At 68.9% G+C, this 13,899-nt stretch carries 14 protein-coding genes and 1 other RNA gene; 7 read left to right on the forward strand and 8 right to left on the reverse strand.

The genetic code is table 11. The features are described from left to right. Positions 1-158: 158 nt before the first annotated feature. From ACSQ2B_RS21840 to ACSQ2B_RS21870, 7 genes are all read right to left on the reverse strand, one after another. Positions 159-491, reverse strand: a complete 333-nt coding sequence (locus tag ACSQ2B_RS21840; RefSeq protein WP_436053241.1) for a copper-binding protein — start codon at positions 489-491, stop codon at positions 159-161. Further along, on the reverse strand, positions 488-3,637 hold the full coding sequence (locus ACSQ2B_RS21845) for an efflux RND transporter permease subunit (RefSeq protein WP_436053243.1): 3,150 nt from the start codon (positions 3,635-3,637) through the stop codon (positions 488-490). The genes ACSQ2B_RS21840 and ACSQ2B_RS21845 overlap by 4 nt, the downstream gene beginning before the upstream one ends. Beyond that, positions 3,634-5,121 (reverse strand): efflux RND transporter periplasmic adaptor subunit, encoded by a 1,488-nt coding sequence (locus ACSQ2B_RS21850; RefSeq protein WP_436053245.1) that lies wholly within the window; start codon positions 5,119-5,121, stop codon positions 3,634-3,636. Before ACSQ2B_RS21850 ends, ACSQ2B_RS21845 begins: the two co-directional genes overlap by 4 nt. Continuing rightward, positions 5,118-6,347 (reverse strand): TolC family protein, encoded by a 1,230-nt coding sequence (locus ACSQ2B_RS21855; protein ID WP_436053247.1) that lies wholly within the window; start codon positions 6,345-6,347, stop codon positions 5,118-5,120. Before ACSQ2B_RS21855 ends, ACSQ2B_RS21850 begins: the two co-directional genes overlap by 4 nt. A gap of 123 nt (positions 6,348-6,470) precedes the next feature. After that, on the reverse strand, positions 6,471-6,743 hold the full coding sequence (locus ACSQ2B_RS21860) for a hypothetical protein (RefSeq protein ID WP_436053249.1): 273 nt from the start codon (positions 6,741-6,743) through the stop codon (positions 6,471-6,473). Positions 6,744-6,821: 78 nt separating this feature from the next. Next, a complete protein-coding gene (locus tag ACSQ2B_RS21865) occupies positions 6,822-7,208 on the reverse strand; it encodes a hypothetical protein (RefSeq protein ID WP_436053250.1) in 387 nt (128 codons plus the stop codon). A 36-nt stretch (positions 7,209-7,244) separates the two neighbouring features. Continuing rightward, a complete protein-coding gene (locus ACSQ2B_RS21870; protein WP_436053252.1) occupies positions 7,245-7,898 on the reverse strand; it encodes a thioredoxin family protein in 654 nt (217 codons plus the stop codon). Positions 7,899-8,154: 256 nt separating this feature from the next. Here ACSQ2B_RS21870 and ACSQ2B_RS21875 point away from each other — a divergent pair, with 256 nt between their 5' ends. Continuing rightward, a complete protein-coding gene (locus tag ACSQ2B_RS21875) occupies positions 8,155-8,931 on the forward strand; it encodes a VOC family protein (RefSeq protein WP_436053254.1) in 777 nt (258 codons plus the stop codon). A gap of 75 nt (positions 8,932-9,006) precedes the next feature. Here the strand turns inward: ACSQ2B_RS21875 and ACSQ2B_RS21880 are convergent, their stop codons facing one another. Continuing rightward, positions 9,007-9,318: a DUF6665 family protein gene (locus tag ACSQ2B_RS21880; protein ID WP_436053256.1), complete on the reverse strand. Its 312-nt coding sequence runs from the start codon at positions 9,316-9,318 to the stop codon at positions 9,007-9,009. Between the two features lie 104 nt (positions 9,319-9,422). On the opposite strand from ACSQ2B_RS21880, the gene ACSQ2B_RS21885 reads away from it, so the two are divergent. The 6 genes from ACSQ2B_RS21885 to ssrA all read left to right on the forward strand — a co-directional run bounded on the left by ACSQ2B_RS21885 (position 9,423) and on the right by ssrA (position 13,822). Next, positions 9,423-9,989: a DUF4262 domain-containing protein gene (locus tag ACSQ2B_RS21885; protein ID WP_436053258.1), complete on the forward strand. Its 567-nt coding sequence runs from the start codon at positions 9,423-9,425 to the stop codon at positions 9,987-9,989. Further along, entirely contained in the window at positions 9,986-10,585 is a 600-nt protein-coding gene (locus ACSQ2B_RS21890) for a DUF4262 domain-containing protein (RefSeq protein ID WP_436053260.1), read from the forward strand. The genes ACSQ2B_RS21885 and ACSQ2B_RS21890 overlap by 4 nt, the downstream gene beginning before the upstream one ends. Continuing rightward, the gene (ilvN, locus tag ACSQ2B_RS21895) at positions 10,582-11,133 is read left to right on the forward strand and encodes an acetolactate synthase small subunit (protein ID WP_436053261.1); all 552 of its coding nucleotides are present in this window, start codon (positions 10,582-10,584) and stop codon (positions 11,131-11,133) included. The genes ACSQ2B_RS21890 and ilvN overlap by 4 nt, the downstream gene beginning before the upstream one ends. 177 nt (positions 11,134-11,310) lie before the next feature. Further along, positions 11,311-12,204, forward strand: coding sequence for a hypothetical protein (locus ACSQ2B_RS21900; RefSeq protein WP_436053262.1), 894 nt, complete (start codon positions 11,311-11,313; stop codon positions 12,202-12,204). 140 nt (positions 12,205-12,344) lie between these two features. After that, entirely contained in the window at positions 12,345-13,457 is a 1,113-nt protein-coding gene (locus tag ACSQ2B_RS21905) for a glycosyltransferase family 87 protein (RefSeq protein WP_436053263.1), read from the forward strand. Then, positions 13,442-13,822, forward strand: a transfer-messenger RNA (tmRNA) gene (gene ssrA, locus ACSQ2B_RS21910). Before ACSQ2B_RS21905 ends, ssrA begins: the two co-directional genes overlap by 16 nt. The last annotated feature ends 77 nt before the right edge of the window (positions 13,823-13,899 follow it).

Genomic DNA, 13,899 nt, shown 5'->3' on the forward strand with positions numbered 1-13,899 from the left:
GCGTCTTAAGGTCGGTTAAGACGCGCGGTTTCGCGTTCGGGAGCGGTTCCAAAATCTCGTTTTGGCACAAAGGCTTGCGATCCCCCGCCAGGATCCGCAGCTTAAGCTGTGCGTGGATTCCAATCGGTGAACGGCGATGGCGATTGGGGCTCCGTCGGTCACTGTTTTCGGATCGCCGTGACCTCGTTGGAGCTGCCTTGAACCTTCACGTCAAAGCTCACCTTGTCGCCGGCCTTCACCGCGCTGGCGAGGACGGGCGGATTCGCCTTGAAGGTCATGGTCATCGCCGGCCAGCCCATCGCGGGGATGGGGCCGTGCTTGATCGTGACCGTCTTGGCCTTCGAATCCACCGCCGTGACGACGCCGGTCGCGTGACCTGTCTTGGCAGCCGCCGGACTCCTCGCCATGCCTTTCATATCGTCGGCGAAGGCGGGCGCGGCGAAGGTCGCCACGGCAAGGCCGGCGAGCGTGACAACGGTCGAGAATTTCATGGGATCTCCTTGGGTTGAGAGGCTGCAGGAAGGGATCGCCGCCGGCGTAGCAGCAGGTAGCCGGCGGGAATGACGAACATCGAGAGCAGCGGCGCGGTCAGCATGCCGCCGATCATCGGAGCGGCGATGCGGCTCATCACTTCCGAGCCGGCGCCGTGGCCGAAGAGGATGGGCAGCAGGCCGGCCAGGATCACAGCCACGGTCATGGCCTTCGGCCGGACCCGTAGCAGCGCGCCTTCGCGGACCGCCTCGGCGACTTCGGTCTCCGTCGGGTCGTCGCCGCGAACCGCCAGCGCGTCTTTCAGATAGATCAGCATGACCACGCCGAACTCGGCCGAGACGCCGGCGAGTGCGATGAACCCCACCCCGGTGGCGACCGACTGGTGGAAGCCCAAGAGGTACAGCATCCAGATCCCGCCGGTGAGCGCGAAGGGCAGGGTGCCCATGATTAGGGCCGCTTCGTCGAACCTCCCGAACGTGATGTAGAGCAGAAGGAAGATGATCAGCAGTGTGGCCGGCACGACGAGTTTGAGCCGCTCGACGGCCCGCTGCAGGTATTCGAACTGGCCGGAGTAGGCGATCGAGACGCCGGGCGAGAGCTTCACGTCCTTGGCCACGGCCTTCTGCAGATCGCCCACGACCGAGGCCAGGTCGCGCCCGCGCACGTCGACATAGACCCAGGTCGATGGCCGGCCGTTCTCGGTTTTGAGCATCGGCGGCCCGTCGGCGATCTGCACCTTCGCCACGGTCCCAAGCGTGATCTGCTGCCCGCCCGGGGTCAGGATCGGCAGGGCGCGCAAGCCTTCGAGGCTGTCGCGCAGCTCGCGCGGATAGCGGACGTTGATCGGATAGCGCGCCAGTCCCTCCACCGCCTGGCCGACATTTTCACCGCCGACAGCGCCGCTGACGATCGCCTGCACGTCGGCGATGTTCAGGCCGTAGCGGGCGGCGGCGGCTCGATCGATGTCGACGTCCACGTAACGCCCGCCGGTCAGTCGCTCCGCGAGGGCGGAGCTGACGCCCGGGACGGTCTTGGCGACCGTCTCGACGTCATGGGCGATGCGATCCAGCTCGGCGAGATCTGCGCCGGACACCTTCACGCCGATCGGGCTCTTGATGCCGGTGGCCAGCATGTCGATGCGATTGCGGATCGGCGGGACCCAGACGTTGGCGAGGCCCGGGACCTTCACCGTCCGGTCCAGCTCCTCGACCAGCTTCTCCGGCGTCATGCCTGGGCGCCACTGGCTCTGCGGCTTGAACTGGATGGTGGTCTCGAACATCTCCATCGGCGCCGGATCGGTGGCGGTCTCCGCTCGGCCGGCCTTGCCGAATACGCTCTGCACCTCCGGCACGGTCTTGATCAGCCGGTCGGTCTGCTGGAGCAGCTCCCCGGCCTTGGCGGCGGAGATCCCCGGCAAGGCCGAGGGCATGTAGAGCAGGTCGCCCTCGTTGAGCTGCGGCATGAACTCGCCGCCGAGATGCGCCAGCGGCCAGGCCGTGGTGGCGAAGGCCAGCACCGCGACGACGAGGGTCGTTCGCGGCTGGCGCATCACCCAGTCCAGGACCGGCTTATAGGCGGCGGCCAGCCAGCGGTTGATCGGATTGCTGCTCTCGGCCGGGATGCGGCCGCGGATCAGCAGGCCCATCAGCACCGGGACCAGGGTCACCGAGAGGATCGCCGCGCCGGCCATGGCGTAGCTCTTGGTGAAGGCCAGCGGCGAGAACAGCCGTCCCTCCTGACCCTGCAGGGAGAACACCGGCACGAAGCTGAGGGTGATGATGATCAGGCTGAGGAACAGCGCCGGCCCGACCTCGGCGGCGGCCTCGGTGATGACGATCCAGCGCTTCTCGCCGTGCAGGTGCTCGCCGGGATGGGCCGCCTCCCAGCGCTCGATCTTCTTGTGGGCGTTTTCGATCATCACCACGGCGGCGTCGACCATCGCCCCGATGGCGATGGCGATGCCGCCCAGCGACATGATGTTGGCGTTCACCCCCTGGGCCCGCATGACCAGGAAGGCGAAGACGACGCCCAGCGGCAGGGTCAGGATCGCCACCAGGGCCGAGCGCAGGTGCCAGAGGAACAGCGCGCAGACCAGGGCGACGACGATGAACTCCTCGATCAGCTTTTCGCGCAGGTTGCTGATCGACCGGTCGATGAGCTGCGAGCGGTCATAGGTCGGGACGATCTCGACGCCGGGCGGCAGGCTCTTCTTTAGCTCCGCAAGCTTGTCTTTCACCGCCGCGATGGTGGCCCGGGCGTTCTTGCCCGAACGCAGGATCACCACCCCGCCAGTGACCTCGCCCTGACCGTTCAGCTCGGCGACGCCGCGGCGCATTTCTGGTCCGAGCTGGATTGTGGCGACATCGCCCAGCCGGACTGGAACCCCGCCGGCCGCGGTCTTCAGCGGGATGGCGCGGAAGTCGTCCAAGTTCTTAAGGTAGCCGGAGGCGCGGACCATGTACTCGGCCTCGGCCAGTTCCAGCACCGAGCCGCCGGTCTCCGAATTGGCCTGCTGGATCGCCGCGACCACCTGCTGGTGGGTGACGCCATAGGCGGCGAGCTTCACCGGGTTGAGCACCACCTGGTACTGCTTGACCATGCCGCCGATGCTGGCGACCTCGGCCACGCCCGGCAGGGTTTTCAGCTCGTAGCGCAGGAACCAGTCCTGCAGCGACCGCAGCTGCGAGAGGTCGTTGCGGCCGGTCCGGTCGACGAGAGCGTATTCGTAGACCCAACCGACCCCGGTCGCGTCGGGCCCGAGCGCTGGCTTGGCCGTGTCCGGCAAGCGGCTTTGCACCTGGTTGAGGTATTCCAGCACCCGCGAGCGGGCCCAGTAGAGATCCGTCCCGTCCTCGAACAGCACGTAGACGAAGCTGTCGCCGAAGAAGGAATAGCCGCGCACCGTCTTGGCGCCCGGAACCGACAGCATGGTGGTGGCCAGCGGATAGGTGACCTGGTTCTCGACGATCTGCGGCGCCTGGCCCGGATAGGGCGTGCGGATGATCACCTGCACGTCCGAGAGGTCCGGCAGCGCATCCACCGGTGTGGAGCGCAGGGCGACGATCCCGGCTGCGAGCAGGGCCAGGGCGCCCAGCAGGACGAAGATGCGATGCCGAACCGACGCGCGGATCAGGGCGGCGATCATTGGGCCGCCACCGGCGCCAGCCGCTGCACGACCGGCCCGTCCGGCTTCTGCTCGAACCTGAAGGCCACGCGGTCGCCGACCTTCACGCCCTTGGCGAGCGCAGGCGACCCGAGCTTGAAGGTCATGGTCATGGCCGGCCAGCCGATCGCCGGGACCGGCTCATGGCTCAGCGTGATGGAGTCCGTCGTGAGCGCCTCGATCCGGCCGCGCGTCTCGTAGAGAGCGGCCTGCGGCTGTGGCGGGGGCGTTGCGGGCGCTGCGCTCAACGGTTGGGCCTGGAGACCGGCGAGGCTCGCTTCGGAGTCGATCAGGAATTGGCCGGAGGCGACCACCTTCTGGCCTTCGTTCAAGCCCGCCAGGATCTCCGTACGATCGCCATCTTCGCGGCCGACCTGAACCTCGACCGGCTGGAATCGGCTGCCCGCGCCGGCGACCATGACGATGGCGCGCTTGCCGGTGCGGATCACCGCCTCCGACGGGACGGACAGGGCCGGGTGTGCAGCCCCGCTCAGGTGAACCGTTCCGTACATCCCCGGTCGCAGTCGACCGCCGGTGTTCGCCAGCTCCACCCGGACCTGCAGGGTTCGGCTCGCCGCCTGCGCGGCGGGAAGGATGGCGGCGACGCGCCCGGTGAAGGCTTCGCCCGGGAAGGCGGCGAGCTCGACGCGGGCCGGCGCTCCGGTCCGGACCTGGCCGGCTTGCGCCTCCGGCACGGCCGCCGTGAGCCACACCGTGCTCAGCCCGGAGACCTGGGCGAGCGTCTGGCTCATGTTGACGGCCATGCCCTGGCGGACGTCGAGGGTCTGGATGGCCCCGCCGATCGGGCTGGTGATCGTGACGACCGTCTGCGCCCGGCCGCGCTGCGCGACCGCTTCGATCAGACCATCCGGCATGCCGAGGAACCGCAGGCGCTGGCGCGCAGCCGCTTCCAGGGCCGGATCGCCGGTGCGCCGCACCGCCAGGTACTCCGCCTGGGCGCCGCCCCAGGTCGGGACCAGCAGGTCGGCGATCGGCGCGCCGGCGGGCACGACGTCGCCCGGGGCGCGGCCGTAGACCCGTTGCACGAAGCCGTTGGCACGGGCCTGGACGATGGCGACGTCGCGCTGGTTGAACTCCAGCACGCCCGGGGCGGTGAGCTCGTCGGCGAAGATGGCGCGCTCGACGGTCGCATACCGGACCCCGAGGCTCTGCAGCCGGACCGGATCGATCTGGACGCCGGATGCGGCGCCCGGCCCCTCGTCCGCGTAGCGGGGGACCAGCTGCATATCCATGAACGGGGACTTGCCCGGTTTGTCGAAGTGCTGCGCCGGGACCATCGGGTCGTACCAGTAGAGGACCTTGCGGCCCCCAGCCGGCGCCTGCGCAGCGGGGTCCGGCGCCTTGCCGAGGTGGGCAAGGCCGTAGCCCGTCGCGCCCGCGACCACGGCGATGAGGGCCGCGCCGAGCGCCAGGTGCGCGGGTGTCAAGGAGCGGATCGGGCTCATGGGTTCGAGGTCTCGTAGGTGAGGTTGATGCGGACGGCGTCGCGGACCACGTCCGCCTCGCGGTCCAGGGCGTCGACGCGGGCTTCGGCCAGCGCGACGAGGGCTTGCAGCACATCGGACAGACTGGCCGTCCCGGCGGCGTAGCTCGACCTCTCGAGGTCCGCCTTGCGCTTGGCCAGGGGCACGAGCGTGCTCTGGGCGCGCATCAGCCGGTTGTGGTGCATGAGGTGATCGGCGAGGTCGGCGTCGAGCTGGGCGACGAGGGCTCTCTGCGTCGCCTCCCGCTCGATCCGCACGCGCGAGGCGGTCTCCGTCCGTGCGGTGATCACCGGATCCTGACGCTTCTTGCCGAACAGCGGCAGGCTCACCGTCCCCTCGAGCGAGACCATGTCGCCCCACATCGGGTCGCGGCGCTGGTAGGCGAGCTCCCAGCTCCAGTCCGGGCGCTTCTCGGCCCGGGCCGCCGCCACATCGGCGCCGGCCTGGCGTCCCATGGCGTCGTAGGCCAGGAGCGAAGGATGACGATCCAGGCCGGCGCGCAATTTGGCCGGATCGATCTTTTTATCCGGCGGGCCTCCCGCGACCTCGGGCTCGGCATCACCGGTCCAGCGTGCAAGCTCGGCGCGCGCCTTGGCCACAGCGGCGGCCAAGTCGGCCCGCCGGTCGCCCAGGGCGGCCAGCAGTTGTTCGGGCTCCACGGTCTGCGCAGGTCGCGCGGCGCCTGAGGCAAGCTGCGACGGCGCTGTCTTCCGCAGCGGCTCGAGCGCGGCCTCGATCTCGTCCAGCGCCGCAAGCCGACGCGTCGAGAAACAGAGATCGACCCACGCCAACGCCGCCGCAATCCGGACGTTCCGGGCTTCGATGACCTGGCTGGCTTGCGCCGCCCCGATGTCGGCGGCGCCTCGCTCGCGCGCGGCGCGGCGCCTGGCGCCGTTCGGCACGTCCTGCATGACCCCGACCGTGGCCATGGTCATGCTGTCAGGCCCGAACCGGCCGGCCGGCGGGCCGGAGATCGGGAAGTTGTCGAGCCCGAAACGCAGCTTCGGATTGGGCAGCCGGCCGGCGGCGACGGCCGCCGACTGCGCCGCCCGCACGTCCAGAGCCTTGGCTTCAAGGCTCGGCGCGGTCTCGCCTGCGAGCTTCAGCGCCGCATCGAAGGTGAGCGGGGCCGCGTGCGCCGCGCTGGCGAACAGCGCCGATGTCAGCATCAGCCAATAGGGCCGCATGTTGGCTCCTGGGATGGAAATGGCGGGATTCGACCGGCCGGAAGCGGCGGCGGACGGCGCGAGCCTCCCGCCGCCGCCCTCCGTCCCCGCGGCGGGAATAGGGGCTGCGGGGTTGGGAGCCGACTAGCCGGGCTGACCGGGCTGGGAGGTCGCGCCGCGATGGTCGCCGCTCATGGACATGCACTGGTCGCGCATGGACCCGGCGCCATTCATCATCGAGCAGTCGCACTGGGCGTCACGCATGTGGCCCCTGTGGTCGTCTTGAACCGAGGCCTGCGCGGTGGGCGCAAGGGCGTAGTTCCCGCCCTTGCCATAGGGCTGCGCGAAGGCGGCGGATGTGGCGATGGAGAGCCCAAGCGCCAGCGCGCCGAGGGCCGTGAAGTTACGGTTGGTCATGGGAAAGCTCCCTTGGAATCGATCAGGAAACCCGGACAGAGTCCGGGCGCTCGATCCTGCGGGCTCAGGCCCGCAGGATCAGCCGATCGATCTGGGAGGTCGTTCGAGCCGACTGGGCTCGTGGGGATGCAGCGACGCCAGCACCGCGGGGCGCGGCGCTCGCTCAATCAGCCGCAGCGGGGCGGCAGCCGGCGTGCTCGGCAGCGCGGCCACGACGCCGGACATCGCCGCACAGGCCTGCACGCAGTCGGAAGCCTGATGCCTGGAATGAACCTGGTCCTTGCCGGGGTCGCAACAGGGGTCGGGCTTCTGGCCATCGGTATGATGCATTCCGCTCATGTCCCCCATGGGCATGCCCGCCATGACCTGGTCGGCATGCCCGCTGCAGGCGGCCTGGGCCGCCGCGGCGGTGACCGGGCTCGCGAGCAGGCCGAGAATAGCCAGGAGGGCGACGACGAAACGCATCGGATCTCAGGCTACCGTGCGGGTGGGACAAGTCATCTAAATTCGCACATCACGCCGCTCGCGACGGGGATGCAGTCCCAGGTCATGATGCGCAGTGTGGCGCTCGCCGTCTGCATGTTGCACCGGCTGTGACCCATCCCGGGGCGGAAGCAGCCGGCATCCGGCGGCGGCGACCTGGTGCTGCGGCGCTGGGCGGCCGTTGAGGATCTGGAGGACGGCATGGCGCAGGTCCGCGCCGTGGGCCGGCCGGCCGCCGCCGAACCGGGTCTCGTCGAAACGCCCGTGGTAGGCGAGCCGTCGGTCGCGGTCGAACAGGTAGAAGTCCGGGGTGCAGCCGACCTGGTAGGCGCGCGCCACCGCCTGGGTCTGGTCGATCAGGTAGGGGAAGACATAGCCCCGCCGCAGCGCCTCGGCGGCGACGGCGGAAGGCGCCTCCTCCGCAGCGTCGGATGCGTCGGAGTTCACCGCCAGCACGCGCAGGCCGAGGGGGTCGAGATCCCGTGTGAGCGCGGCGAGCGCGCCGGCCACATGCTGCACGTCTGGGCAGGCGTTGCAGATGAAGGCCACAAGGAGGCCCTGCGCCTCCGGAAAGTCCTCCGGTCCGACCAGCCGCCCGGTGAGCGGCTCCGGCAGCCGGAAGGACCTTAACGGCGCGCCGAGGCCGAACGGGGGAGGGTTGGGGATGGGCATGACGCTCTCGCACACGGGAGAGCTCAAAATCCTACCGAACCACTTCGGTTTAAAGCGCAGAAATCCTGCGGGCCCGATGAGCTGAGCCGATGACGCTCAGGGGATCAACGTCTCGGGGCGAGTGTCCAGTTCCTGTTGGAGTCCCGTTGCTGTCATGGATGAAATTCGCGCTCCTCCTGTCGGAACCGTATTCCGTCGCGCGTCCTTCGCAGGAAACCCCGATCATGGTTTCTCTCACCCAAACGGAGGCGCTGCGATGAGCGACGATCACGGCCGTTTCATCTGGTACGAACTGCTGACCACCGACCCGAAGGCCGCCCAGGCCTTCTACGGCGACGTGGTGGGATGGACCTTTCAGGACATGCCTGGCGACGGCTTCACCTACACGGTGGCCAACGCGGACGGGAACGGAGTCGGCGGCCTGATGCTGATCCCGCCGGAAGCCAAGGCGATGGGCGTCCCGCCCAACTGGTCCGGCTACGTCGACGTCGACGACTGCGACGCGGCCGCCGACAAGATCAACAGCCTCGGCGGCTCGGTGATCCGGCCGCCCGCCGACATCCCCGGCATCGGCCGCTTCGCGGTGGTCGCGGATCCGCATGGGGCGGTGTTCGAGATCATGAAGCCCGCGCCGATGGAGACCGGGCGGCCGAGGGCGCCGCAGGGGACCCAGGGCCACACCAGCTGGCACGAACTCTACGCCGGCGAGCTGGAGACAGCCTTCGCCTTCTACGCGGCCCTGTTCGGCTGGAAGAAGGACGAGGCGATGGATATGGGCCCGATGGGGACCTACCAGCTGTTCTCCAACCAGGACGGCCAGATCGGCGGCATGATGAAGAAGCCGGACCAGATCCCGCGTCCGGCCTGGCTCTACTACTTCCAGGTCGGCGACATCGACGCGGCGGTCGAGCGGGTGACGCGCGGCGGCGGCCAGGTGGTCAACGGGCCGATGGAGGTGCCGGGCGGCGACTGGATCATTCAGGGGGTCGATCCGCAGCGCGCCATGTTCGCCCTGGTCGGCCGTCGCGGCTAAACGCATCGCGCGAGGTCAGCGCTCCGTCTGATAGCTCTGACGCGGGCATGACGACTGAAGATTGTTATTTCCCGGTTATCGCGCGCCGATGCGGACCAGCACCTCGCGCGGGATCTCGTGCCGGGCGACCACCTCGGCGCGGTCGCGCAGGCCCAGCACCTCGCGCTGGACGAAGAAACACCAGGCCGCGTCCGTCGCCTCCTTCAGCACGGCGGCGCGGCCTTCGCCCTCATGCGCCCGCAGGACGGCCAGCGCCTGCTCCAGCTTCGCGCCGAGGCGGCCGAGAGCTGCGGCCTGCTCCTGCAGGATCTCGTAGTTGAGCACCGCTTCGCCGGTCTCGACGCCGAGTCGCTTGGAAAGGCTCTGGGGCATGCGCAGCGAGGACATCGGGCGAATCTGACCGTGCGAGCGACGGTTGCAAGCTCGGCCGTTGACATGCGGATAATGTTCATGGAACGTTCCGGTCCAGCCGACGCCATGGAGAGCGCTGCGTGACACCGCCGGAGCTGATGTTCTTCTGCAACGGCCGTCGTCCGAGCCTGCGCGAACGTCTCTGGCTCAGCGGCCAGATGCGGAAGGTGGCTCGCCACGTGAAGGCGAGCGGCTGGACCGCGATTCCTTTTCAGCTTCCGCACGATGCGGCGCCGCGATTCTTCTACACCGTCGGCTTCGACGAGACCCTGAACCAGCCCGAACTGATCGCCTTCGACCAGACCGTCGAGGTCGCCGTCAATCAGTTCCATGTCGCCTTCCAGGAGTTGCAGGCCGGCGAACTGGCCTTGGAAGACGGCATGGTCTGGGCGCAGGACGGGCCGTGCCGATGCGTCCTCCGCAAGGTGCATCCCGGGCAGCTCGCCAACGGGTGGGTGGGCCTGGCGAGAGAGCGACGTCGCATCGTCAAGGGCGACGCCGACGGCCTGCAGGCCTTCCAGCTCGTGGCCACGGACAGATCGGGCTTTCTCCCGTGGGAGCCCGGATATGACGAGGCTGTCCGCAAATGGCAGCCGGCGCTCTACGAGCCGCCGGACGACCCGCGGCCTGACAGCGTCCCGGCATGAATGTTTTCGACCGGCTTCGAGTGTCCTGGGTCCAGCAGCGGCAGGGGAATGAGATCCGCCGCCACGGCTGGTCCGGCGTCTACGTGGGCGACCATCGCTCGGCGCCGTCGTGGGCCTACACGATCGGCTTCGACGAGTCCCTCGACCATCCGGAGCTTGTCGCCTTCGACCTGCCGAAGGCCGTCGCCAACGAGCTGTTCTGGAGAAGCTTTGAAGCCGCGCGCACGCGCCAGCTGGCGATCGAAGACGGGCTCCAGGCGCCGTTCACCGACACGCGCTGCGTCTGGCGGAAGGTCCATCCGGACCATACGGGCGAATGGCTGACGCTCGCCTGCATGCGACGGTTCGCCAGGACCGGCATGCGCGTCGGCCTGGAAGCCTATCAGTTCGTTCTGTCGGATAGGGCGGGCCTGCTTCCGTGGGAGCCCGGATATGACGAGCGCCTGCGCCATCTCCAGCGCGCGCTGTGGGAGGCGCCGCGCCTGCCTCCTGAGCCCAAGGGAAACCGCTGCCGGCGAAGAGCTGAACGATGTGGTTGCGGCGGCGGGCGCCGTGTGAGAGGTCACGCGCGACAATTCGCCGGAAACGAACGATGACCACCGACCCGCAGCCCGCCTCCGTCTACGACCTGGCCCATGACGAAGAGCCGGAGAACCTGGCCACCTTCGCCGTGCTGGTGGACAACGAACCAGGCGTGCTGCACCGGCTGGTCGGCCTGTTCGCCGCGCGCGGCTACAACATCGAGAGCCTGACGGTCGCCGAGACCGACCGGCGCTCGCACACCAGCCGGGTCACCATCGTCACCCGCGGCACGCCGCACGTGCTGATGCAGATCGAGGCGCAGCTGGAGAAGATGGTCTCCACCCGCCACGTCCAGGACGTCACCCGCGACCCCAACGGCCTGGAGCGCGAGCTCGCCCTGGTGAAGGTCCGCGGCGCCGGCGCCGACCGGGTCGAGGCCCTGCGCGTCAGCGACATCTTCCGCGCCAAGGTGATCGACACCACGCATGAGAGCTTCGTCTTCGAGATCACCGGCGCGCCCGACAAGATCGACAGCTTCATCGAGCTGATGCGGCCCCTGGGCCTGGTCGAGGTCTCGCGCACCGGCGTGCTCTCCATCCAGCGCGGCGCAAAGCCGCTTTAACGCCAGCGCCGAACGCCACCTCAGTCAGCTTCGCTGAAAGCTCCCCCGCGTTGCGGTGGAGCATCTTCGGCCCAGATCCTCCACCGCGCAGCGGGGGAGGTGGCTCGCGCAGCGAGACGGAGGGGGCGTTCGGCCTGGCCGCGAGGAACCCGCGCGCTCCTGCGGCTCTTCACTCCCGTGCGCAGCGCGATCCTGATCCTGGCCGCCGCCGCGGCCCTGGCCGGCCCAGCCCAGGCGCAGATTTTCGCGCGCCCGCGTCCCGCCCAGGCCGGACCGCCGCCGGGGACGCCGCCCGCCGAGGCGGACATCTGGCCCTTCCCCGCGCCCGACCCGCAAAGCTGGTGGGACGACAAGCGGCCTATGCCGTCGGAGGCCGCCGATCCGCTCGGCGGCCGACGCCTGCCGCGCGGCCAGCGCCTGCCGGTGATCGACAACGGCGTCGAGGCGGCCACCTATCGCCTCTGGGGGCTGATGCCGCTGCAGTGGCAGCTGCTGCGCGGCGACGAGATGATCCTCGAGGTCTGGGTCCGGCCGGCGCGCAACGTCCGCCAGAGCATCGTGCGCGTGACCGTCCGCGGCGACGGCCGCGGCTTCGTCCAGGGCCGCGCCGGCTACGCCTGCTGCGAGGCGGGCGTCGGCCGGCGCATCGGCTTCGACGCCGAGCTCGCGCCTGAGGCGACCCAGAGCTTCGTCGTCCTGCGCGGCCATCCGATGTGGTCGACCCCGCGCGAGGTCCAGCAGGTGCACGACGCCTCGACCACCGACGTGGTCTGCGTCTCGGGGGTGGGCTACGATCTGACGCTGCTGACCCGCAGCGGGTCGCGCTCCCTGCACCGGGCCTGCGACGACGTCGTCGTCGGCCAGGCGGCCGATGCGCTGGAGCCCGCGCTCCGCTCGGCGCTGGGCCACGACCCGCGCTTCGACATCCTGTTCCGCAGCCGCATCGACTTCGGCCCCGAGCGCCAGGCCTACCTGGACTTCACGGGCGCGGGCGGGGTGCTGAAGGCCGCGCCCACCAGCCGGGCCCAGCCGCCCGGCGCCGAGCCCGAGCCGCAGCCGGAAGCGCCCTGACCTCGCCGCCGGACCGGGTGAACGCTGAGATTTTCAGCAAGACCCCAGGCGTTCGCCGCCGCCGCGAGCGCAAACCCTTTGTCGATTGATGTATTTAGCGCCGTATTGCAGTGCACCAAACGGTCGTCTATGGGGCGCATATGCAGCTGAGCCGAATCGTCTGGATGGCCCTGGCCGTGCTGGCCCTTGGCCTCATGGCCTATGCCATGTGGGAAGACTATCAGGACCTTCTGGTCCTGGTGCGAGTCCAGATCCTCGGCGCAGACTATTCCTGCTTCTGGGCGGGCGCGAAGACGGCGCTGAGCCAGCCGCACCTGCTCTACGACTTCATTCACAACACCGACGTCCAGGGCTGGCCGCTCGGGCCGCGCGACATCCGCCCCTACATCTATCCGCCCTCGGCGCTGTTCGTCTTCATCCCCTTCGCCGTCTTCCCCTACTACGTGGGCCTGGCGCTCTGGGTCGCGGTGACGGGCGCGCTCTACATGTGGGCGACGCTGAAGGTCGGGGCGCCCTGGTGGGTGGCGCTGTCGCCCTGCGTCCTGCTGGTCGTCGACTGCGGGCAGATGCCCTTCATCATGGGCGGGCTGGTGATCGGGGCCCTGGCGCTGAAGGACCGGCCGAACCTCGCCGGCGTGATGCTCGGCCTCGCCGCCTGCCTGAAGCCGCAGTTCGTCCTGCTGGCGCCGCTGGCCTTCCTCGCTGAGGGCCGGATCCGCACCCTGATGGTCGCCGGCCTCACCGGCATGGTGGTCTGCTCGGCCTCGGCGATGATCTGGGGTCCGGGGATCTGGTTCGACTGGCTGGCCGCCCTGCCGCGCTTCAAGCAGCTGGTCACCACCAACCACGGCCTGTTGGCTACGGGCGCCACCCCCTACGCCTGGCTGACCAGCGCGGGCTACAACGGCGCCTGGGCCTATCTGCTGATCCCGGTCGCCATCGCCATGGTCTGGTTCACCTTCGCCAACAAGACGGAGATGCCCGACCGGCTGATGGCCCTGTTCGGCGGCATCCTGCTCATCTCGCCCTATGCGATGAACTACGAGTACGTGCTGCTCGCCCCGGCCGTGGCGTCCTATCTGGCGCGCATCCGCGATCCGCGCTGGCCGCTCTACGGTCTGGCGACCGCAGGCTTCCTGACCTACATCTGGACGCCGCCGGCGCTCTATTTCGCGCTGGCCCTGCCGCTGTTGCGCTACATCCCCGTCCCGGCGCCAATTTCAATTCGCGAACTCAGCTTCTTCAAATCCTAATCCGCAGCGCCTATATTCCTCAGCGTCGGGTTCGCCCGACTATGGAGATAAACGCGCACGTAATAAGCGGACTGGACCCGGGTGCGATTCCCGGCGGCTCCACCAATCTTCCTCCGGGTTATCGCCGGACAGCCAAATTTTCGCTGGAAGCATGGGGCCGATCAGCATCGACAGACGTCTAAAGGTGTTTGCCTTCTCTCGGCTTGACCCACCGTTCCGGGTCTTTTTCTAACTGCGAACGATAACTTCGCTCAAGAAGTCCGGCTGGCCGCGTAAGCGGTTCGTCGAATTTCGATCTTAAAGCCCTAACGTCTTAGCAGCGTTAGGCGGGGCCGGAGGGAGCCTGCCAACAGAATCCCTCCACTTCATTCTCTCCCGCTGAGCCAGGCGTCCGCCTGATCCCCGCGAATGGGATTCTCGCGAATTTCAGGCGCTTGGGGCC

The organism is Phenylobacterium sp. LjRoot225 (assembly GCF_964252855.1).
Taxonomy (GTDB): Bacteria; Pseudomonadota; Alphaproteobacteria; order Caulobacterales; family Caulobacteraceae; genus Phenylobacterium.

Coding starts and splice junctions, on each gene's coding strand:
- ACSQ2B_RS21840 (WP_436053241.1), bottom strand. CDS start 491: ATGAAATTCTCGACCGTTGTCACGCTCGCCGGCCTTGCCGTGGCGACC.
- ACSQ2B_RS21880 (WP_436053256.1), bottom strand. CDS start 9,318: ATGTCCTCGCTGCGCATGCCCCAGAGCCTTTCCAAGCGACTCGGCGTC.
- ACSQ2B_RS21875 (WP_436053254.1), top strand. CDS start 8,155: ATGAGCGACGATCACGGCCGTTTCATCTGGTACGAACTGCTGACCACC.
- ACSQ2B_RS21890 (WP_436053260.1), top strand. CDS start 9,986: ATGAATGTTTTCGACCGGCTTCGAGTGTCCTGGGTCCAGCAGCGGCAG.
- ACSQ2B_RS21860 (WP_436053249.1), bottom strand. CDS start 6,743: ATGACCAACCGTAACTTCACGGCCCTCGGCGCGCTGGCGCTTGGGCTC.
- ilvN (WP_436053261.1), top strand. CDS start 10,582: ATGACCACCGACCCGCAGCCCGCCTCCGTCTACGACCTGGCCCATGAC.
- ACSQ2B_RS21865 (WP_436053250.1), bottom strand. CDS start 7,208: ATGCGTTTCGTCGTCGCCCTCCTGGCTATTCTCGGCCTGCTCGCGAGC.
- ACSQ2B_RS21850 (WP_436053245.1), bottom strand. CDS start 5,121: ATGAGCCCGATCCGCTCCTTGACACCCGCGCACCTGGCGCTCGGCGCG.
- ACSQ2B_RS21905 (WP_436053263.1), top strand. CDS start 12,345: ATGCAGCTGAGCCGAATCGTCTGGATGGCCCTGGCCGTGCTGGCCCTT.
- ACSQ2B_RS21855 (WP_436053247.1), bottom strand. CDS start 6,347: ATGCGGCCCTATTGGCTGATGCTGACATCGGCGCTGTTCGCCAGCGCG.
- ACSQ2B_RS21870 (WP_436053252.1), bottom strand. CDS start 7,898: ATGCCCATCCCCAACCCTCCCCCGTTCGGCCTCGGCGCGCCGTTAAGG.
- ACSQ2B_RS21845 (WP_436053243.1), bottom strand. CDS start 3,637: ATGATCGCCGCCCTGATCCGCGCGTCGGTTCGGCATCGCATCTTCGTC.